The following is a 20,151-nucleotide window of genomic DNA, read 5'->3' as shown; positions in this document are numbered from 1 at the left end:
TTAGGTATTCCAAATGCAGTTAATTTTATGGCGCAAACAAAAGCTTAGCTCAATTATCGCAATTTGCGTTGTGATACTTGCAGTGCTTATTTGTTTACGACTCAGCGTTTGGCAATACCAGCGAGGCGAGCAAAAACAGCAGCAACTAAGCCAGTTAGCCGTTTCGAAAGAGCAAGGAGTTTTGAATTGGCAAGAGCTGCAAAATTTACCTAAAGAGCTGAACAAAACGGGCATGCAAGTCAAAGTCTCTGGCGAGGTAAATAAACAACAGTACTGGCTGCTTGATAATCAAATTTATCAGGGGCAAGTGGGCTATGACTTACTAGTAGCGATGACAATTACCGGTGAAACCGCGCCTTTAATCGTTAACTTTGGTTGGCTAAAAGCTCCAACAAACCGTAGCCAGTTGCCAACCGTTGTGTGGCCAGAATCAACAAGCTTTACGGCTACTGTGCAATTGAAACAAGGCAACTTACAAGGCTTCACACTTGCCGATGAGATTGGTGCAGAACAAGGCTGGCCTAAGCGTATTCAAGGCATCGACTTAGCAATTTTTAGTGTTCAATTAGCAAAGCCCTTACAAGGCTTTATTGGTTATCGCAATGAAGCAGATGGTATTGCAACCCCGCATTACCAGAGTGTCGTGATGGGGCCAGATAAACATTACGCCTATGCCGTGCAGTGGTTATTAATCGGCTTAGCGTGTGTTGTTATTGCTTATTTTGCGATGAGAAGGAGAGGTTATGAAAATAAACCCGCTTAGTTTATTCGTTTTATGCTGTTTTGTGCCGTTGGCACTTGCATATGCAGCATTAAAGCTTGAGTGGTTACCGAGTGGTTCGAGTAATCATGGTGAGCTTTTAAGTGAAGAAGTGAAGCTAGTTGATTGGCAACAAGGCGAACCTAAACAATGGACTATTGCGCTTAATTATCCAAAAGAGTGCACTGATGTTTGTGCAAGCCAATTAGCCAGTCTAGATAACCTATATGTCGCTTTAGGTAAAAATCAGCAAAAAGTGGATGTGGCGGTACTGACAAATCAACAGCAGGTATCGGCAAATTGGCGTCAATTAGCAGTAAGTCCTGCACTCAAAGCGGGAGACCTATATTTAGTTGATCACATGGGCTTAGTGGTTTTGCATTACCCCTACACGGCTGAGCCAGAACAAAACAGACTGATTCAAAAAGGCTTACTTAAAGACTTAAAGAAACTACTTAACTATGCGCGTTCAAGTTAAACCTCATTAAGGGGATAAAGATGTATAAAAATTATAAATATTTAGTCTTAATTACGGTTTTCTTCTCAATCTTAGTTGTTGGGCTTGGTGCTTATACACGGCTGAGTGATGCTGGGCTTGGCTGTCCTGACTGGCCTGGGTGCTATGGATTTTTAACCGTGCCAAAACATGAAACGGCTCTGTTACATGTTGAGCAAAACTACCCTGATATGATGTTTGAGGCTGCAAAAGCATGGAAAGAAATGATCCACCGCTATTTTGCCGGTGCCCTTGGCCTATTAATTTTAGCTTTGTTTGTTTTTGCATTTTTAAAACGTCAATATCCAAATATGCCGGTTAAGCTGCCATTAGCACTATTATTACTGGTGGTATTCCAAGCCGTATTGGGCATGTGGACTGTCACTATGAACCTACAACCTTTAGTTGTAATGGGGCATTTGCTCGGCGGTTTTAGTATTTTGTCGTTGCTGTTTTTATTGTATCTACGTTTAAAGACCGAACCTGTTGCTAGCAGTGATAGCGGCGCAAAGCCATATTACCGGTTAGCGCTGGTGGGCTTGGTGGTGCTTATACTGCAAATTGCATTGGGTGGCTGGCTTGCAGCAAATTACGCCGCTCCACATTGCAATGGCTTACCGCTGTGTAGCTACGGACAACCGTTTTCTTTGAAGAGCGTTTTTCAATTACCGCTCGAGCACAGTACCTATGAATATGGTGTGCTATCGCAGCAAGCGCGTATGTCTATTCATTTGCTGCATCGTATTTGGGCGCTGGTTACTTGTGTAGTGTTAGCGCTGATCATGTGGCGCATATATTCACGCTGTTACTCACGAAAAATTAAGCACTGTACCGTCACTGTATTAATCGCTTTGTTGTGCCAAATCTGTTTAGGTCTAGCTGTTGTGCACTGGCACTTTCCATTAAGTGTTGCGCTTGCACACAACCTAATGGCCGCATTGTTACTGCTTAGCATGGTAAGACTATGCTTCCACTTAAAAATAAGAACCTAGGAGGCTGTGATGGCATTATTACTAAGCTCAGAAAAATCATTATTTATTCAAAGCTCAGAGTTACTTAAAGATTACTTAGCTATCAGTAAATTTAAAGTGGTTGCCATGCTTGTACTCACAGCATGGGTTGGTCTGGCATTAGCTCCTGATGTTGGGCGAGGAGTATTTGTGCAACTTGCAAGCTTGCTAGGCATTGGCTTGCTGTCGGCCGCAGCTGCTGTGATCAATCATGTTGTTGATAGTGAAATCGACAGTAAAATGGCACGTACGCGCCATCGCCCTGTGGCAAAAGGTCGACTCAGTAAACAGCACGCTTTGAGCTTTGCTGGAGTGATTGGCGTAATAGGTTTTATGATGCTTGTGATTTGGGCGAATACACTTACAGCCATTCTTACTTTGTTTGCGCTTGTTGGCTATGCCTTTATTTACACTTCATTTTTAAAGCGTGCCACACCGCAAAATATTGTTATTGGTGGTTTGGCTGGAGCTATGCCACCGCTGTTAGGATGGGTATCTGAAACTGGCCATATGGCTGCTGCACCATGGTTATTGGTGATGATTATATTTACCTGGACCCCACCACATTTTTGGGCATTAGCGATTGCACGTAAAAGTGATTACGAGCGGGCAAAAATTCCGATGCTGCCAGTTACTCACGGTATTGAATTTTGTAAAACATGTGTAGTGGCTTACAGCATTTTACTCGCGTTAGTGTGTGTACTGCCTTACTTAATTGGTATGTCAGGGCTAATTTATTTGCTTGGGGCGAGCATACTAAATGCTGTTTTCATTTATAAGGCGCTGAAGCTGAAAATAGCACCTAAAGATGATACTGCAATGGACTTATTTCGTTTTTCAATTGTGCATTTAATGCTACTCTTTATTGTCTTATTTATTGATAAATGGTTAGTTTTATGACGCGAATAGTCGCTTTATTATTTATGGGCTTGGTGTTATTTATTGCTGGATGTGAAAAAAATAATAGCGTCCCTGAGGTGGAAGCGCTGGTTTATGAGCAAGCGAAACCGATTAGTCCTTTTTTATTAACTGATCAACATGGTGCGCCTGCAGATAACAGCCAATTTATGGATCATTGGAATTTGGTCTTTCTAGGTTACACCAGTTGCCCAGATATTTGTCCAATGACACTGGCAAAATTAACCGCGATTCAAAAACAGTTAAGTCAAGATTACAAAGTACAAGTATGGTTTGTTGCTGTTGATCCAAAGCGTGACACAACTGAAAAGCGTAAAGCTTATATTGATTACTTTAATCCTAACTTTCTTGCTGTTTCAGGTCCGCATAAACAACTTTTTCCATTTGTAAGAGAGTTAGGCTTAATTTACGCAATTAACGATAGCGATCAGCAAGAATACGCAGTTGATCATAGTGCATCAGTTGTTTTAGTTGATCCTACAGGCTCTGTTAGAGCTATTTTTAAACCACAATTTAAGCAAGGTAATGTGCCATTAGTAGATGCTAGCAAGTTAACGGAGGAGTTTAAGTTAATAGCAGACTATTATGCAGAATAAAGCATTTGCCTTGCGATATTAGCTAACAATAGTAAATACATTTTTTGCCATAACTCGCTAAGCTACTAAAAAAATTTACTATTTTTTAAAGCAATTTATGGCAATTTCGTTTAGTCAGTCTAAGCTTTTATTATGAATTGTTTTAAGCAGGGAAGATTCAAATAATGTTAAAGCTCCCTATTGAATTAGCCATTACTCAGGTCGAAACACTCCATCAAGATTTGCTACAAGAATTGTCTGCGAATGACGATATTTGTCTTGATATTAGTGAAGTGACACGAGCTGATACGGCGTCAATTCAGCTTTTATGTGCGCTGCAAAAACATTTGCTTTCAGTACAACACAAAATCATATGGGTTGGTGAAAGCAAGCCTTTGCAACAAGCAATTACTAGTTTGGGTTTAAGCCATTATCTTGTGCTTGAAAATGCCAATTAAGAGGTTTTTATGAAGAGAATTCTAGCTGTCGATGATTCTGCATCAATGCGCCAAATGGTCAGCTTTACACTAAAAAAAGCAGGCTTCGATGTAACAGAAGCAAAAGATGGTAGCGAAGCACTAAATATCGCTAAGCAACAAGGTTTTGATGCGGTTATTTCTGATGTGAATATGCCTGTCATGGATGGCATTACTCTTATTCGCGAGCTGCGTAGCTTACCTAATTATAAATTTACACCACTACTAATGCTGACCACAGAGTCAGGGCTTGATAAAAAAACAGAAGGTAAAGCTGCTGGAGCAACAGGGTGGATTGTTAAACCATTTAATCCTGAGCAATTGTTAGCGGTATTGAAAAAAGTGATTCGCTAATAATAGGAGCGGGGCATGAGTATAGATCTAAGCCAATTTTTTGAGGTTTTCTTTGAAGAAAGCTTCGAAGGTCTTGATGCAATGGAAGCCGAGTTATTGAACTTGGTGCCAGGCGAAGAAGACTTGGAAACGATAAATACAATTTTCCGTGCTGCACACTCAATAAAAGGAGGCAGTGGTACCTTTGGTTTCAGCGCCGTTGCTGACTTTACTCATGTACTTGAGACTTTGTTAGATCAAATCCGTGAAGGCTCTCGTACCTTAACCGCTGAACACGTTAATCTCCTTCTCAAGTCGGTTGATTGCTTAAGAGCGTTGTTAAGAACATTACAAGCGGAGCAGCAGCCAGACTTAACAGAGGCTGATGAGTTACGGGTTAAATTTGAAGAAATTCTGGGCATGCGCTCTAAGAGCAAAGTTGTTCAGCAGCAGGCAGTTAGTAACGAAACTAACATAAAAAATACCTTTCAAATTGACTTCAAACCCCATCATCATTTATTTAAAACTGGCAATGAACCATTGTACATGATCAGTGAACTTGCTGAGTTGGGTGAGCTAGAAACACAAGCCTTTCAAGATGATGTCCCCGATATTACTAACCTTGCCCCCGAAGACTGTTTCTTATCATGGCGTTTTTTCTTAACCACAGACAAAGAGCAAAGTTGCATAGAAGAAATTTTTGAGTGGGTTGAGGATGACGCTGACATTGCTATCAAATTGTGCGGTGGCTTGTTTGGTGATGAAGAAATTACAACGACTGAAACGGCTACAGCAGTTGTCGAACAAAAGAAAGAAGTCGAGCCTATTCCAGTTAAACCAACTACTGATACGAAAAAACCAGTACCCGTTAAAGCGACCACAGCCAATGCAGAGTCAACCTCAATCAGGGTTGGTATCGACAAAGTTGATTCATTGATCAACATGGTGGGTGAGTTAGTTATTACTCAAGCGATGTTAAGCCAGTTAGGTGAGCAAGAAATAACCGAAGCAACCATCGCCTCGTTACAAGAGGGCTTAGCGCAACTGGCACATAATACTCGTGACTTACAAGAAAATGTCATGCGTATTCGTATGTTACCAATAAGCTTTGTATTTAGTCGCTTCCCTCGGTTAGTTCGTGATATCTCGCAAAAGTTGGATAAACAAGTTGAGCTTAAATTGCTTGGTGAACAAACAGAACTAGACAAAACGGTGATGGAGAAGCTTTCTGATCCTATGGTGCATCTAGTGAGAAACTCCTTAGATCATGGCTTAGAGACAGTTGATAAGCGTGTTGCTGCGGGCAAAGACCCTGTTGGCACTGTGACGCTTAATGCATTTCATCAAGGCGGTAATATTGTTATCGAAATTATGGATGATGGTCAGGGGCTCAACACGCAAAAGATCAGAGAAAAGGCGATAAAAAATGGCTTGATCTCTGAAAGTGACGATTTAAACGATAACGAAATTAATGAGCTTATCTTTTTACCTGGCTTTTCGACAGCGGATCAAGTGAGTGACTTATCTGGCCGCGGTGTTGGTATGGACGTGGTTAGGCGTAATATCGAAGCGCTCAGTGGCTCGGTTGAGGTGGCTTCAGCGCCAGGTGTCGGTTCAACCTTCACCATCCGGTTACCTCTTACTCTAGCTATTTTGGATGGTCAATTGGTTAAAGTTGCCCAGCATACATACATTATTCCACTCATTTCTATTATTGAGTCACTACAAATTGATATCAGCAAAGTCAGTCGCGTCGGTAAAGATTTAGATGTACTTCGTTTGAGAGATGAGTACATCCCAATTTTAAGGCTTTACAATATTTTTAATCACAAAGGTGCGATAGAAACGCTTGATAGAACTTTGTTGGTTGTTGTTGAGAGCGATAATCAAAAAGTTGGTTTGTTGGTTGATGATTTATTATCACAGCAACAAGTGGTTATTAAAAGTTTAGAGGCGAATTATCAAAAAGTTGATGGTGTATCAGGAGCGACAATTTTAGGAGATGGCAGAGTATCTTTAATTATAGATATCAGCGGCTTAATTAAATTATCAGGCTTAAGGAAGCCAGGAAGCCAAGAGTTAATTATTGAATCTAAAGCTAATTTGGAGGCGTCATGATTGTTGAGCACGATGACCTACAAAGTAAGCTGAATATCGGGCAAGACGAAGATATTAAACAGTTTTTAACCTTTTTCATGGCTGATGAAGAGTACGGTGTAGATATTCTTACGGTACAGGAAATTCGTAGTTGGGAAGAAATTACTGAAATTCCAAACTCACCTGACTTTGTTAAAGGCGTTATAAATTTGCGCGGCACTATAGTTCCTATTATTGATTTACGGCTGCGCTTTGGCTTGCCCGCTGTCACTTATGGACCGTTAACTGTCGTTATTGTACTGAAAGTTAAACTAGAGAGCACATGTAAAATTATGGGTATCGTGGTTGATGCCGTGTCGGATGTCTATAGCATTGCAGAGCATGAAGCGAAAGCGGTGCCGCACTTGTCTGACTCAGACAACACTCAATTTGTTGCGGGTTTAGTCAATGTGGGTGAAAAGATGGTCGCGTTACTAGACCTACAAAAAACAATGGACATTTAATTGGGTAGATTAACAAGAAGGTGAAGGGTATGGGATGGTTTAGTAGTCCTAAAAACGTTGAGTCAAATAATGATTTAGTTGTTGCAGCACTGAACAAATCGCTGGCAGTTATTGAGTTCGAACCAAGTGGAAACATAATCACTGCGAATGCTAATTTTTTGAATGCCATGGGTTACCGACTTGAAGAAATTCAAGGGCAACATCACGCAATTTTTGTTGATGACCAAGAAACTCAAAGTCCTGAATACCAACAGTTCTGGCAGCGCTTGCGCACAGGTGAATTTATGTCAGATGAATTCAAGCGGTTTGCCAAAAATGGTAAAGAAATTTGGATTCAAGCTACCTATAACCCAATTATTGATAGTAATGGCAATGTCGTTAAAGTTATCAAGTTTGCCAGTGATATTACAGCGCAAAAAGAGCTAGAAAAAAAATCTAAGCGTGATGCAGATCTGTCAAACGCGCTTCGGGTCTGCCAAGCCAATGTGATGATTGCTAATAATGACCTAGAAATTATTTTTGTTAACGACCAAGTACAAAAAATGCTTAAGTTTCGTGAAGAAGCTTTAAAAGAGGTGCTGCCAAACTTCTCGGTTGATAGCTTAGTTGGCACCTGTGTTGATGACTTTCATAAGCAACCATCTCATCAGCGTGAAGTACTAAGAACCTTGACCGAGCCTTTTAAAACAACGCTTAAAATTGCGGATTTAATATTTAGTTTAATAGCAACGCCGTGGCTCAGTGTATCTGGAAGTCGTCTAGGAACAATTGTTGAATGGCAAGATATCACTGATAGCGTGGCAAAAGCGGAAGCTGAAAAACGTGAAGCAGAAGAGAATCTTCGTGTTCGACGCGCGTTAGACCGTGTGGCAACCAATACCATGATTGCAGATGCCGGCAATAATATTATTTACATGAACGAAGCTGTTTTAAATATGATGAAAGCAGCTGAAAGTGATTTACGTAAAGACTTACCTAATTTCAACAGTAGTAACCTCATTGGTCAAAATATTGATGTGTTCCATAAAAAACCAGCACATCAGCGCAATATGCTGGCGAAGTTGAGTAGCACATATAGCACTGAAATATATGTTGGTGGTCGAACATTTGGATTAGTTGCAAACCCTATCTTTACGCCAGAAAACGAACGAATTGGTACGGTTGTAGAGTGGGAAGATAGAACAGCTGAAGTGGCGATTGAAAAAGAAATTGCAGGCCTTGTTGCTGCTGCCGGGAATGGTGATTTAGAAGCGCGTGTTGAAGAAGCGGGCAAACAAGGATTCTTCTTACGTCTAGCGCAGGGCTTGAATAGCCTAGTTAGTATCGTCGATGATGCAGTAAAAGACACGGGCAATATGCTTGATGCCATGGCAAATGGTGATTTATCAAAACGAATAGAACAAGAGTACCAAGGTTCATTCGATAAGTTAAAACGTGATGCAAATGCCACAGCTGATAAGCTTACTGAAGTGATTAATCGCATTAATACCTCTGCAACGCTCGTTGCCAGTGGTGCAGAAGAAATTTCACAAGGTAATGCAGATTTAAGTCAACGTACTGAAGAGCAAGCTTCATCACTTGAAGAAACAGCATCAAGCATGGAAGAAATGACCAGTACGGTTCGTCAAAATGCTGATAATGCAAAAGAAGTGAATGAACTTGCGGAAGAAACGCGTACAAAAGCGCAAAAAGGTGGTGAAGTTGTCAATCGCGCCGTAACCAGCATGTCGGCAATTAATGAATCGAGTAAGAAAATTGCTGACATCATTAGTGTGATTGATGAAATAGCTTTCCAAACAAACCTACTTGCGTTGAATGCTGCAGTCGAAGCTGCACGAGCAGGTGAGCAAGGCCGAGGTTTCGCTGTTGTTGCTGGTGAGGTCCGTAACTTAGCACAGCGTTCAGCCGCCGCAGCAAAAGAAATCAAAGAATTAATCCGAGACAGTGTTGGCAAAGTTGAAGATGGTACATTACTTGTTAATGAATCAGGTTCAACATTGCAAGAAATAGTAACAGCAGTACAAAGAGTTACGGCAATGATCTCTGATATAGCCCAAGCATCAGAAGAGCAAAGCTCTGGCATTGAGCAAGTTAATAAAGCCATCGCTCAAATGGATGAAATGACTCAACAAAATGCAGCTTTAGTTGAAGAAGCATCAGCTGCGGGCGAATCAATGGCTGAACAAGCAAATGATATGCGCCGCTTGTTAAACTTCTTCTCGTTATCAAATAACGAAGTTGATATTTCAAACAGCGCTAGTTCAGCGCCAGCAGTTAAACAGCCTAGTTCGACAGTGCGCTCGGCACCAAAGGGCAACAATTTTGTTGACCCCAGTGACGAGTGGGAAGAGTTTTAAACTCTTCCCGACTTTATTCTAATAAGTTAATTGCACCGACTGTTACAGCTGCAGGGTCAAACACATGAAAGAGTTTTTATTAACGGATAATGATTTCAAGGCTATTTCTTCTCAGGTGTACGATGCGTGTGGCATTGTATTGGCGGAGCATAAACGTGAAATGGTTTACTCGCGTTTAGCAAGACGTATCCGCCATCACAAGCTAAAGAGTTTTAGGGAGTACTTAGGTTTTCTTGATGAGAATAAAGAGCAAGAGTTCAGTGAATTTATTAATGCTATAACCACTAATCTGACTTCTTTTTTTCGTGAGCCCCATCACTTTAATTACCTGAAAAATACTATAGTGCCAAAACTATTGGTTGGTAATGCAAAACAAAAGCGGGTAAGGGTCTGGTCAGCTGGCTGTTCCACTGGCGAAGAGCCTTATACGATTGCTATGACATTGCATGGTTTATTTCCACCCGATTGGGATGTGAAAATTTTAGCCACCGATTTAGACTCAAATGTACTCGCAAAAGCGCAGGCTGGCACCTATACCGCAGCAAATGTGAATGGACTAGACAAAAGCCATCTTAAGCGCTGGTTTTTGAAAAGCCACGATGGAGAACTTTATAAAGTAAAGCCCGAACTACAAAAGAACATTTTTTTTAAGCGTCTAAACTTATTACAGAGCTGGCCTATGAAAGGACCGTTTGATGTAATTTTTTGTCGTAATGTTGTTATCTATTTCGATAAGCCAACCAAAGACGAACTTTTTAAACGTTATCACGACTTACTTACTAACACTGGCTACTTATTTTTAGGGCATTCAGAGACATTAGGGAAGGATCATAAGGAATTTAAAAACTTAGGCCAGACTATTTACCAAAGGGGCGGATCATGAATAGTCACTTCCGGCCTGTTATATCTGGCTTTGAGCATGTGAAACGGTTTTGGGATAATCGTCGTGGGAAGGTAATTGCTAAGGTATTACCTGGCGAGTTTTATGTCTCTAAAACTGATGAATTGATCACGACAGTGCTTGGTTCATGTATTGCAGCATGTATTTATGATGAAGGCCTAGGAATTGGCGGCATGAATCACTTTATGTTGCCTGTAGAAAAAGGAGTCGATCCTAGTAATGCTCATAGTCTTAATTGTCGTTACGGTAACTGGGCAATGGAATATCTGATCAATGAAATCCTTAAAAACGGTGCTTCTAGGCGCAATCTCAAAGTAAAACTGTTTGGCGGCGGGAAAATAATCCGCTCAATGACTGATATTGGTGTTGGCAACATTCGTTTTGCAAATGCTTATATACTTGAGGAAGGTTTAGATTTAGTATCTCATGATGTCGGTGGGCCTTGGCCCCGAAAGGTGATGTTTGACCCTCAAACAGGTAAAGCCCAAGTAAAAAAAATGCGTGAACTGCATTCAGATAAGCTCGAAAAACGTGAAATCAAATACCTACACGATATCGAACAGCAAGATGCAGAAACGGATATTGAATTATTTTAGGAGAGCAAATGATCAAAGTACTCATAGTTGATGATTCTGCTTTGATCCGTGGTTTACTCAAGGAAGTACTCGAGCAAGCAGAAGACATTCAAGTTGTTGGCGCGGCAGAAGATCCTTATCAAGCCCGAGATTTAATTAAGCGCCTCAATCCTGATGTCTTAACGCTGGATATCGAAATGCCGAAAATGGATGGACTAAGCTTTTTAAAAAACTTGATGCGCCTTCGTCCTATGCCAGTTGTGATGATTTCAACACTGACTCAAAAAGGCTCACCCATTACACTGGAAGCCCTCGAAATTGGTGCTGTTGATTTTATTGCTAAACCAACTATCAATGTAACAGAAAACTTGCAGCGATATGCACATTTACTTCATCAAAAAGTACGCACAGCCGCAGGTGCAAGAATACGTGCATTTAAAGAAACAAAAATTGAAGACGATAGCGCCTTAACTGCACTGCAATTTAAGCCCAATAGTGTACTTGCAATTGGTGCTTCAACAGGTGGAACAGAAGCAATTAAAGAAGTGCTTGTGCGCATGCCAGAAAACTGTCCACCGATAGTGATTACACAGCATATCCCGCCGGTTTTTAGTACTTCGTTTGCGATGCGCATGGATAGAACCTGCAAAATTAGTGTTAAGGAGGCTGAACATGGCGATAAGTTACAGTCAGGTTGGGCGTACATTGCGCCAGGCGATCAGCATTTAAGTGTAGTGAAAAAAGCAGGCGGCCTATACTGCCAGCTTGATACTACTGAGTTGGTTAATCGCCATCGCCCAGCGGTTGATGTGCTATTTAACTCCTTGGTTGTGGCTTGCCCTAAAGCGGTTGTGGCTGCGTTATTGACCGGTATGGGCAGCGATGGCGCAAAAGGCATGCTCGCATTAAATCAAGCAGGAGCTTACACCATCGCGCAAGATGAATTATCGTCAGTGGTATGGGGCATGCCAAAAGCCGCAGTCGAACTCAATGCGGCTAATGAAGTGGTTCGCCTTGATAAAGTCACAGCGCAAATGCTAAAACAAGCAGTTAAGGTACAATAACCCAAGGTTGAGAGAACCAATAATAGCTGCCTTTCTTTGCGATAGAAGGGGCCGTGCAGTTAAAGCGAGAACGGCCTTTTTTCAGTTTTTCAGGTGATGTGATCTTCACCGTATCTTTACTAAGCCAGGTTAAATCAGCTTGACCAATACCTGATACATAACAAGCAAACTGGCTTTTATGAAAGTCCTGCATATCAAATTGCATCGTTAAACTAGGTGGGTTTTCGTCTGTCACACTATCTGAGTAGGTGAGCTGTTTGATAGTGAATGCTTGAGAGTCGAGTTTAGTGGCAAGTGTTTCAAGCTTTGAATAAAAGCCCGATGCTGGAAAACGTGGTAATCGGGTAAAGTCAGAATGGATACCAACAGCACCCGAATGCTGACCTATACCAACAAAGCCTAGCGATTTTACTTGTTGTTGCAATGAATTATTAAACTCGCCATAAGGGTAAGCGAGGTATTTATAATCATGGCCAATTTCTTCTTTAATGCGCTGCTGGGCAGATAAAATGTCTTTTTTAGTACGTGCAAGCCATGCTTCTGCACTCTCGCCTGGTTGTTTGCGATGTAAGTAATTATGAATTTGCGTATGGTTGCTAATTAAGGCACCTTTTTTCGATAGCTCCTTTAACTGCTGCCATGTCATTACATAGCTTTTGCCTTCATCAATTAGCTCGGGATTGACGAAAATAGTGTACGGATAGCCAAATTTTTCTAAGATGGGCGCTGCTTCTTCATAGTTATTTTTGTAGCCATCGTCGAAGGTAATCGCGACGGTTTTATCTGTTAGCGGTTGGCCTGTTTGTAATGAGGTAATGAGTTCATCTAATGGAATAACGTTAAAGTTATTATCTTTTAAATATTGCATATGTTCAGTGAATGTTTCGCTACTGACACTGGTAACCGCAGGAAGGCTTTCACTGACGTGGTGATACTGTAGAATGACTGCACCATGGGCGCGCAAAGATAAACCTAACAGGACTGCAAATACTACATGAAACATTTTCTTAAACGTCATAAGGCACACCATAAAAGTTTACTGTTATTAGCCGGTCCGATGATTTTATCAAATATTACCGTGCCAATGTTAGGTTTAGTTGATACTGCTGTAATCGGCCACTTAGGAAGCGCTCACTATTTGGCTGGTATAGCGCTCGGCTCAGCAGTTATCTCGTTATTATTTTGGCTAGCAGGCTTTTTGCGCATGAGTACCACAGGTTTGGTTGCCCAGGCTTACGGTAAAAGCGATCATACCTTGCTCGCTGAGCTATTAAAGCGCAGCTTGTTACTAGCAACAGCGGTTGCGCTGTTATTAATAGCGCTGAGTATACCTATTCAATCCTTAATGGCATATTTATCAAATGCTAATGAAGCTGTTTTAGAACAAGCAAATAGCTATTTTTCTATTCGTATTTTTAGTGCGCCAGCTGCTTTATGTAATTTGGTTTTACTTGGTTGGATGCTAGGTGTCCATTATGGCCGCGGGCCTTTTTATTTATTACTAATCACCAATATTACCAATATCGTGCTTGATATTTATTTTGTGGTGTTTCTTGATTGGGGTGTGGCTGGAGCTGCGTGGGCGTCTTTAATTGCTGATTATATCGCCCTTGCTTTTGCACTTATGTTAGTTGCTCAGCTCGCCAAAAAGCAAGGTGTCAACCTTGCCGTGAAAGCCTGGTTAAGTGTTGCTAAGTTACTTGATTTGGTGAGCTTAAATCGCGATATTTTTATTCGCTCACTAGCACTCCAGCTGTGTTTTAGTTTTATGACTTTTTATGGCGCACGGATCGGCGAAACAACTTTAGCGGCTAATGCCGTATTGCTAAACTTTTTAATGTTGGTGAGCTTTGCGCTTGATGGTATTGCTTATGCGAGTGAAGCTAAGGTCGGTAAAGCGAAAGGTGAGCACAGCGCTAAGCAGATTAAGTTATGGGTTAATTTGAGCTTATTTTGGGGCGGGTTATTTGCTCTGTTTTATAGCCTTATATTTTTATTATTTGGTGAGGCAATTATTCGCTTACTTACCGATGTGCCCGAAGTTATCAGTCTTGCAACGGTTTACCTTCCTTGGGTGATTATATTGCCTATCGCGGCGATGGGCTGCTTCTTATTTGATGGCGTATTTGTTGGTTTAACCCGTGCTAAAGATATGCGTAATACTATGCTATTTAGTGCTTTAGTGGGCTTTTTTGGACTGTTTTGGTTAGTGAGTAGTTGGCAAAATCATGGTTTATGGTTTGCGATGACCAGCTTTATGCTGATGCGCGGGTTAACGCTGTGGTTTCGCTACCGTAAAATTGTCAATAATCAGCAATTATTAGATTAAATTACTTCCACAAATCAGGGTCGTGATTTTTGGGTGAAGAGCGCTCTAAAACTTGCGCGAAGCGGTTGGCAAAAATACCTAAATAGCCCCAACCAGCAAAGAATAAAGCCACTGCGAGTATGACTAGGCCAATTAATTGAAATAGTGCGGGCCCATAATAACCTATGGCAATAAAAATCACGGCTAGCACAAACAGTGCTAGGCCGCGAAGAAAGCGTTTTAAGCTTAATTTGGGATCGCTACCTAAGCGAAATACCCATTTTTTAAGCATGCTTTAGATACCGGTTAGTAGTAAGAGTGCTCACCAGATTGGTGATCAGTAATGTCTCTTACACCGTTGATTTCGTCAAACTTGGCGATCATTTCTTTCTCGATGCCTTCTTTAAGTGTGACATCAATCATTGAACAACCGTTACAGCCACCGCCAAATTGCAGTACTGCGATACCGTCAGCTGTAATTTCTACTAGGCTTACTTGACCGCCGTGGTTTGCGAGCTGTGGATTAACTTCGGTTTCAAGCATGTGTTGAACACGCTCTTGTAGTGACGCATCATCGCTAAGTTTGCGTGCTTTTGCGTTTGGTGCTTTAAGCGTTAACTGAGTACCCATTTTGTCAGTTACAAAATCGATTTCAGCTTCTTCTAAGAAAGGGGCGCTTTCTGCATCAACAACGGCATCAAAACCATTGAATGGTAGACGAATATCAGTCGCTTCAACGGCGTCTTCTGGGCAGTAAGATACACCACACTCAGCCTGCGAAGTACCTGGATTTACTACAAACACACGAATGTTTGTTTGTTCAGCTTGGTCTGCTAAAAGTTTAGCAAAATGAGATTGTGCAGATTCAGAAATAGAGATCATAAAACGGACTATACTTTCTAGAGCGCGTTTACTTTTCGAGATTAGATTTGCAGCAGCGAGTTTGGGATTTAGACAAGGCGGAGCACGCGAAGTGTAGTTTTTCTACATAAGTCGTGCGATAACGCAGTATAAATACCAAACACGCACTGCCCACAGGGTTCTGCCTAGGAGCGCCTTACTCTGTGTTGCTCGGACTTTACATAGAACTACTATGCTACAGTCCTCGCGCCGTAATTAAGGCGCTCCTAGGTTGAACAAATTCTAATCCTGAAAGGTCAACACGCTCTCAATTACTCGGATACTGTGTATCATACTCCGCTCATCGTGTTGTCGCCAGTGTTGAGCGTAAAAAGTTGCATCTATTTTATCGAATGGTAGCGTTAAAACATCAAATAATTACGGGTGCTATCTATGCGTTTCATAATAACAATATTAACCATGCTAGTGAGCGTTAGCGCATTAGCAAAACCTCTTTCTTATTACTTTGAACAAGATGTGAAATTTGACCCAAGTATTCCGACTCCTGAACAGGTGTTAGGCTACGAAGTGGGTGAGTGGCATGTACGTCACGATCAGCTTGTGCAATATATGCAAATTCTTGCTGAAAAAAGTGACCGAATGAATTTTAAAGTAATCGGTCGTACTCATGAGCAGCGTCCATTGGTGATGCTAACAATTACAGCGTCCGACAAACTTGGCCAAGTTGAGCAAATTCGTAAGGCTCACTTAGCTCGCCTAAATGGTGAAGCAAGTGACTCAAGTAAGCAGCCAGCGGTTGTTTGGATGGGTTACAGTGTTCACGGTAATGAATCATCAGGTAGCAATGCGTCGTTACTGGTTGCGTATTACCTTGCAGCTGCACAGGGCCCAGAAATTGACGCCTTACTTAACAACACGGTTATTTTACTCGACCCATCATTAAACCCTGATGGCTTAGCGCGTTTTGCAAATTGGGCAAACAGCAACCGTGGCATGAAGTTATCATCAGATCCGCAAACTCGTGAGCATATCGAAAGTTGGCCTAGTAGCCGTACTAACCATTACTTGTTTGATTTAAACCGTGACTGGTTATTACTACAACATCCTGAATCACGTGCACGTATTGCACAGTTTCACCAATGGAAACCGAATATCCTAACTGACTTCCATGAGATGGGCCCAAACAGCACTTATTTTTTCCAACCAGGGATCCCAACTCGTAAGCACCCAATCACGCCTGAAGAAAATGTCACGCTGACTAAAGCAATTGCAAACTATCATGCAAAGACACTTGATGAGCACAACGCACTTTACTTCACTGAAGAAAGCTTTGATGACTTTTACTATGGTAAAGGCTCAACTTACCCAGACGTCAATGGCGGTGTAGGCATCTTATTTGAACAAGCGAGCTCGCGTGGTCACTTACAAGAAACGATCAACGGTCCGTTAAGCTTCCCGTTTACAATTAAAAATCAGTTATTAACTAGCTTATCGACATTCCAAGCAGCGATTGATAACCGTACAGACTTACTTGATTATCAAGCAAAATTTTACAACAAAGCAGTTGATCTTGCTGGTGATGAAGACTTTAAAGGGTATGTAGTTAAAGGCGGCGCTGATCACAGCCGCATGCAATACTTCCTTGATTTACTTAGACAACATCAAATCAATGCGTACATGTTAGAAGAGCCGTTAAAAGTAAACGGTCAAAGCTTTTCTGAGCAGAGCTATTATGTGCCATTAGCACAGCCACAATTTCGTTTAATTAAAGCAATTTTCAGTGAGCAGCAGCGTTTTGTTGATAATACGTTTTATGATGTATCTGGCTGGACACTTGCTCATGCCTTCAACCTAGAATTTGCAAAGGTAAGCAGCAACTGGGGTTTAAATGTGGCAAAAATGCCTTGGCAGCAAAGTGTTAAGTCAAGCTTTGCTGCATTACCGCAAAGCTATGCATACGCATTCAAATGGGATGACTACCTAGCGCCAAAAATGCTTAATAGCTTACTCGAGCAAGGCGTGAAAGCACGTGTGGCATTAAGCCCGCTAACAGCAAAAACACCATCAGGTGAAATCGCTTTTGAGCCAGGTAGTATTCTTGTTCCTGCTGGTCTGCAAACTGATAGCAACTGGGTTAGTTATTTAAACCAAGCACAGAATGAGTTTGGTATTGAAATTACGCCAATTAGTTCGGGCTTAACGGTGAAGGGGGCTGATTTAGGTTCTCGTGCAATGGCGGTTGTGAAAGCGCCTAAAGTATTGCTAGTGGGTGGTCAAGGAACTAGCCAGTATGAGCTGGGAGAAGTGTGGTACTACTTAGATCGTTTTGTTGGTACAGCGCCAAGCATTATCGAAATGGAACGTTTAGGTAACATCGACCTTGAAAACTACAGCCATATTATTTTAGCGCACGGAAATTTCAATCGTCTTGATGATGCGACTAAAGTGGCTATTAAGTCGTGGGTGCGTAAAGGCGGTGTTATTTGGGGTCACAAAGGCGGTGCTAAGTTCTTAGCTGATCAGCAGCTACTAAAAGCCAATTACTTATCTCGTCGTGATGTAGCGAGTGCCTTTGATACCACAGGGCTTAGCTATGCTGATAAAGATCACTTAGCAGGCCGTCAGCGTATTGCCGGCGCAATTTTTAATACCTCTGTAGATTTATCTCACCCACTTACGTATTCGCTGAACCGTAATACATTACCTGTATTTAAGAATAGCACTTGGCTACTTGAGAAGTCAGATGCTCCATTTGTTAATGTGCTTACTTACACAGATAAACCGCTTTTAGCTGGCTTTACTGATGACGTAAACGTAGAGCAAGTCGCGGGTGCTGCTGGCCTCATTGCGCATTCATATGGCAAAGGCAGTGTGATAGGCATGACAGATAACCCAGTATTCCGTGGTTACTGGTACGGCACGAGTCGATTACTAAGCAATGCCTTATTTTTTGGTAATGCCTTTCATGCCTCTGGTGATAAATAATCACACTTAATCATAATGCAGGTTGCCTAACCCTGTTAGGCAAGTGAGCATAGCCCATATTTGCTTCGCCCCTGCATTTTTTATGGCTTCTGTCGCAGCATTTAAAGTTGCGCCAGAGGTCATCACATCATCAACAACTGCCACGGTTTTCCCTGTTAAATCTTGCTGACAAACAAATGCATTTTGTAGATTTTTAACTCTTTTCGCTTTACTTAACTGTGATTGTGCTTTGGTTGCTTTTTGCTTGTAAAGAGCTGAGCTAACAGTAGATTGCTGGTTTTTTAAAACAGGCAGCCAAGTTTGGCTTACCTGATTAAAGCCGCGTGCTAAAAAGCGTTGATTATGTAATGGCAGCACAATAAAAAGGTCGGGCCAATTTGCATTAACTTGACGAGCTAATTGCAGCTGTTTCGCTATCACTTGTTGTAGTGCCACACGAAAATATTGTTGGTCATTAAATTTCAATTGCTTGAGCCAAAGTTTAAAAGGTGCTTGATACCACGCACAGGCAATTAAATGGTCAAAATTACTATCAGGAAATGCATCACATATATCTGGTCGGTGTAACAGATTTGGATGGCGTGTAAGGTCAAATAAATTAAGGTCATCTAAACAATACTGACACAAAGCTTGATCAGCCTGTATGTGATTCTGGCAACTAATGCAAAAGTTGGGGAATAGTGCGTCTAGCCCTAGTTTTAAGGCATGAGGTAAGTGAGACATTGCATTCATTCCTTTAAACGCTATTATGAGCGCTAAGTGTGGTTGGGAAATACAAAATATGCAAAATGATATGGTGCTATTACATGGCTGGGGAATGAACCAAGGGGTTTGGCAAGTGATCAAACCTGAGCTTGAGTTTTTTCATGATGGTGAAGTCCGTTGCCTTAATTTACCTGGCTTTGGTAACGCACAGTCTATTCCCACACCTTACACATTGCACGCTGCGGCTGAGCAACTAAGTACACAGCTAAATGATCAGTCTATTCTTGTTGGCTGGTCGTTGGGCGGGCTTTTTGCCTTGTATATTGCAGCACATTGGCCTGACAAAGTAGCAAAGGTTGTGTTGGTTGCCTCAACGCCTTTTTTTGCGCAAACCGACGAATGGCCGGGTATCAAACCTGACGTATTAAATGCATTTAAAGATCAGCTAGTTAGTCACAGAGAAAAAACGATAGAACGGTTTTTGGCGATACAAGCGATGGGCAGTGAATCAGCTCGGGATGATATTAAGCAACTTAAAGCACTTTTAAACCAATACCCTGCGCCTCAAGAGCAAGCTTTAAGTGCGGGCTTAGACATTTTACAGCAGGATGATTTACGGGAACTATTCGCTAACCTTAGCGTACCTGTGCGTGGTATTTTCGGTCGCTTAGATTCATTAGTACCGTATCGTGCGATTGAAAAAATGCATGCCATACAACCCCAGTTTGAATACGAGGTTTTAGATAAAGCTTCACATGCGCCTTTTATTTCTCATAAAGCAGCATTTATATCAGCACTGAAATCAATGTGTTAAGCAAAACTCGCTGAGAGGCCAGAAAAATAGCGGGATTTAGCTTTATTTTGCTCGTTTTATGAGCGATACTTACCGGGTAGATCTCACTGTTGGAGGGTGTTATGCCAATCAGTTCTGTTTTTAATAATGCGGTAGAAGGTTATAACCGTGCAAGCCAAGGTATCGAAAAGGCAAGCGCTGAGATTAGCCGTGCCTCAATTGATCAGCAAGATGATGCCCAATTAGCTCAACAACGCCAATTACAAGCGGCGACTCCAAATGAAGCTGTAACTCCGCCAGTTTCACAACCTGCCCCAATTGATGAGTCGCTTGTTAACTTAAAAGTTGAAGAGTTTAATGCAAAAGCCAATATCAACACGATTCAGACTGCTGATGAAGTGCTCGGCACATTAATAGATATTAAAGTTTAAAAA

The 20,151-nt window shown here is 41.6% G+C and carries 21 protein-coding genes; 17 read left to right on the top strand and 4 right to left on the bottom strand.

Annotation, left to right across the window (positions count from 1 at the left end):
• Nucleotides 1–13 precede the first annotated feature (13 nt).
• The 13 genes from AOG27_RS18410 (at nt 14) to AOG27_RS18350 (ending at nt 12,065) form a co-directional block, all read left to right on the top strand.
• Nucleotides 14–763, top strand: coding sequence for an SURF1 family protein (locus tag AOG27_RS18410; RefSeq protein WP_054554452.1), 750 nt, complete (start codon nt 14–16; stop codon nt 761–763).
• On the top strand, nt 744–1,238 hold the full coding sequence (locus tag AOG27_RS18405) for a hypothetical protein (protein WP_054554451.1): 495 nt from the start codon (nt 744–746) through the stop codon (nt 1,236–1,238). The genes AOG27_RS18410 and AOG27_RS18405 overlap by 20 nt, the downstream gene beginning before the upstream one ends.
• 20 nt (nt 1,239–1,258) lie before the next feature.
• Nucleotides 1,259–2,248, top strand: coding sequence for a COX15/CtaA family protein (locus AOG27_RS18400; protein ID WP_054554450.1), 990 nt, complete (start codon nt 1,259–1,261; stop codon nt 2,246–2,248).
• Between the two features lie 9 nt (nt 2,249–2,257).
• Nucleotides 2,258–3,166, top strand: coding sequence for a heme o synthase (gene cyoE / locus AOG27_RS18395; protein WP_054554449.1), 909 nt, complete (start codon nt 2,258–2,260; stop codon nt 3,164–3,166).
• A complete protein-coding gene (locus tag AOG27_RS18390; RefSeq protein WP_054554448.1) occupies nt 3,163–3,780 on the top strand; it encodes an SCO family protein in 618 nt (205 codons plus the stop codon). The genes cyoE and AOG27_RS18390 overlap by 4 nt, the downstream gene beginning before the upstream one ends.
• Nucleotides 3,781–3,944: 164 nt before the next feature.
• A complete protein-coding gene (locus tag AOG27_RS18385; RefSeq protein ID WP_054554447.1) occupies nt 3,945–4,217 on the top strand; it encodes an STAS domain-containing protein in 273 nt (90 codons plus the stop codon).
• Nucleotides 4,218–4,226: 9 nt separating this feature from the next.
• Entirely contained in the window at nt 4,227–4,589 is a 363-nt protein-coding gene (locus AOG27_RS18380; protein WP_054554446.1) for a response regulator, read from the top strand.
• A 15-nt stretch (nt 4,590–4,604) separates the two neighbouring features.
• Entirely contained in the window at nt 4,605–6,686 is a 2,082-nt protein-coding gene (locus AOG27_RS18375; RefSeq protein WP_054554445.1) for a chemotaxis protein CheA, read from the top strand.
• Nucleotides 6,683–7,168 carry a chemotaxis protein CheW gene (locus AOG27_RS18370; RefSeq protein WP_054554444.1) on the top strand — a complete coding sequence of 162 codons (486 nt, stop codon included), beginning with the start codon at nt 6,683–6,685 and terminating at the stop codon, nt 7,166–7,168. Before AOG27_RS18375 ends, AOG27_RS18370 begins: the two co-directional genes overlap by 4 nt.
• A gap of 29 nt (nt 7,169–7,197) precedes the next feature.
• Nucleotides 7,198–9,525 carry a methyl-accepting chemotaxis protein gene (locus AOG27_RS18365; protein ID WP_054554443.1) on the top strand — a complete coding sequence of 776 codons (2,328 nt, stop codon included), beginning with the start codon at nt 7,198–7,200 and terminating at the stop codon, nt 9,523–9,525.
• 64 nt (nt 9,526–9,589) lie between these two features.
• A complete protein-coding gene (locus AOG27_RS18360; RefSeq protein WP_054554442.1) occupies nt 9,590–10,408 on the top strand; it encodes a CheR family methyltransferase in 819 nt (272 codons plus the stop codon).
• Nucleotides 10,405–11,022, top strand: coding sequence for a chemoreceptor glutamine deamidase CheD (gene cheD, locus AOG27_RS18355; protein WP_054554441.1), 618 nt, complete (start codon nt 10,405–10,407; stop codon nt 11,020–11,022). Before AOG27_RS18360 ends, cheD begins: the two co-directional genes overlap by 4 nt.
• 8 nt (nt 11,023–11,030) lie before the next feature.
• Complete coding sequence (locus AOG27_RS18350; RefSeq protein ID WP_054554440.1) at nt 11,031–12,065, top strand: protein-glutamate methylesterase/protein-glutamine glutaminase; 1,035 nt, start codon at nt 11,031–11,033, stop codon at nt 12,063–12,065.
• Here AOG27_RS18350 and AOG27_RS18345 read toward each other — a convergent pair.
• The gene (locus AOG27_RS18345) at nt 12,052–13,083 is read right to left on the bottom strand and encodes a polysaccharide deacetylase family protein (RefSeq protein WP_054554439.1); all 1,032 of its coding nucleotides are present in this window, start codon (nt 13,081–13,083) and stop codon (nt 12,052–12,054) included. The two genes, AOG27_RS18350 and AOG27_RS18345, sit on opposite strands and share 14 nt — an antisense overlap.
• Here AOG27_RS18345 and dinF point away from each other — a divergent pair.
• Nucleotides 13,060–14,394 (top strand): MATE family efflux transporter DinF, encoded by a 1,335-nt coding sequence (gene dinF, locus AOG27_RS18340; protein ID WP_082389324.1) that lies wholly within the window; start codon nt 13,060–13,062, stop codon nt 14,392–14,394. The genes AOG27_RS18345 and dinF overlap by 24 nt on opposite strands.
• Nucleotide 14,395: 1 nt before the next feature.
• On the opposite strand, the gene AOG27_RS18335 is transcribed toward dinF, so the two are convergent.
• Both AOG27_RS18335 and nfuA read right to left on the bottom strand, forming a co-directional pair.
• Complete coding sequence (locus tag AOG27_RS18335; RefSeq protein ID WP_054554438.1) at nt 14,396–14,665, bottom strand: hypothetical protein; 270 nt, start codon at nt 14,663–14,665, stop codon at nt 14,396–14,398.
• A gap of 14 nt (nt 14,666–14,679) precedes the next feature.
• Complete coding sequence (gene nfuA, locus AOG27_RS18330; RefSeq protein WP_054554437.1) at nt 14,680–15,255, bottom strand: Fe-S biogenesis protein NfuA; 576 nt, start codon at nt 15,253–15,255, stop codon at nt 14,680–14,682.
• Nucleotides 15,256–15,666: 411 nt separating this feature from the next.
• Here nfuA and AOG27_RS18325 point away from each other — a divergent pair, with 411 nt between their 5' ends.
• Nucleotides 15,667–18,219 carry a M14 metallopeptidase family protein gene (locus AOG27_RS18325; protein ID WP_054554436.1) on the top strand — a complete coding sequence of 851 codons (2,553 nt, stop codon included), beginning with the start codon at nt 15,667–15,669 and terminating at the stop codon, nt 18,217–18,219.
• Nucleotides 18,220–18,225: 6 nt separating this feature from the next.
• Here AOG27_RS18325 and AOG27_RS18320 read toward each other — a convergent pair whose 3' ends face one another.
• Complete coding sequence (locus tag AOG27_RS18320; protein WP_054554435.1) at nt 18,226–18,942, bottom strand: ComF family protein; 717 nt, start codon at nt 18,940–18,942, stop codon at nt 18,226–18,228.
• 58 nt (nt 18,943–19,000) lie between these two features.
• Between AOG27_RS18320 and bioH the strand changes: the two genes are divergently transcribed.
• The gene (gene bioH / locus AOG27_RS18315) at nt 19,001–19,738 is read left to right on the top strand and encodes a pimeloyl-ACP methyl ester esterase BioH (RefSeq protein WP_054554515.1); all 738 of its coding nucleotides are present in this window, start codon (nt 19,001–19,003) and stop codon (nt 19,736–19,738) included.
• Between the two features lie 101 nt (nt 19,739–19,839).
• Complete coding sequence (locus tag AOG27_RS18310) at nt 19,840–20,148, top strand: hypothetical protein (protein WP_054554434.1); 309 nt, start codon at nt 19,840–19,842, stop codon at nt 20,146–20,148.
• Nucleotides 20,149–20,151 lie beyond the last annotated feature (3 nt).

Origin of the sequence: Pseudoalteromonas lipolytica, from assembly GCF_001306915.1 — a bacterium.
Classification (GTDB): Bacteria; Pseudomonadota; Gammaproteobacteria; order Enterobacterales; family Alteromonadaceae; genus Pseudoalteromonas; species Pseudoalteromonas simplex.
This window is presented reverse-complemented; position numbering and strand designations above follow the sequence as displayed.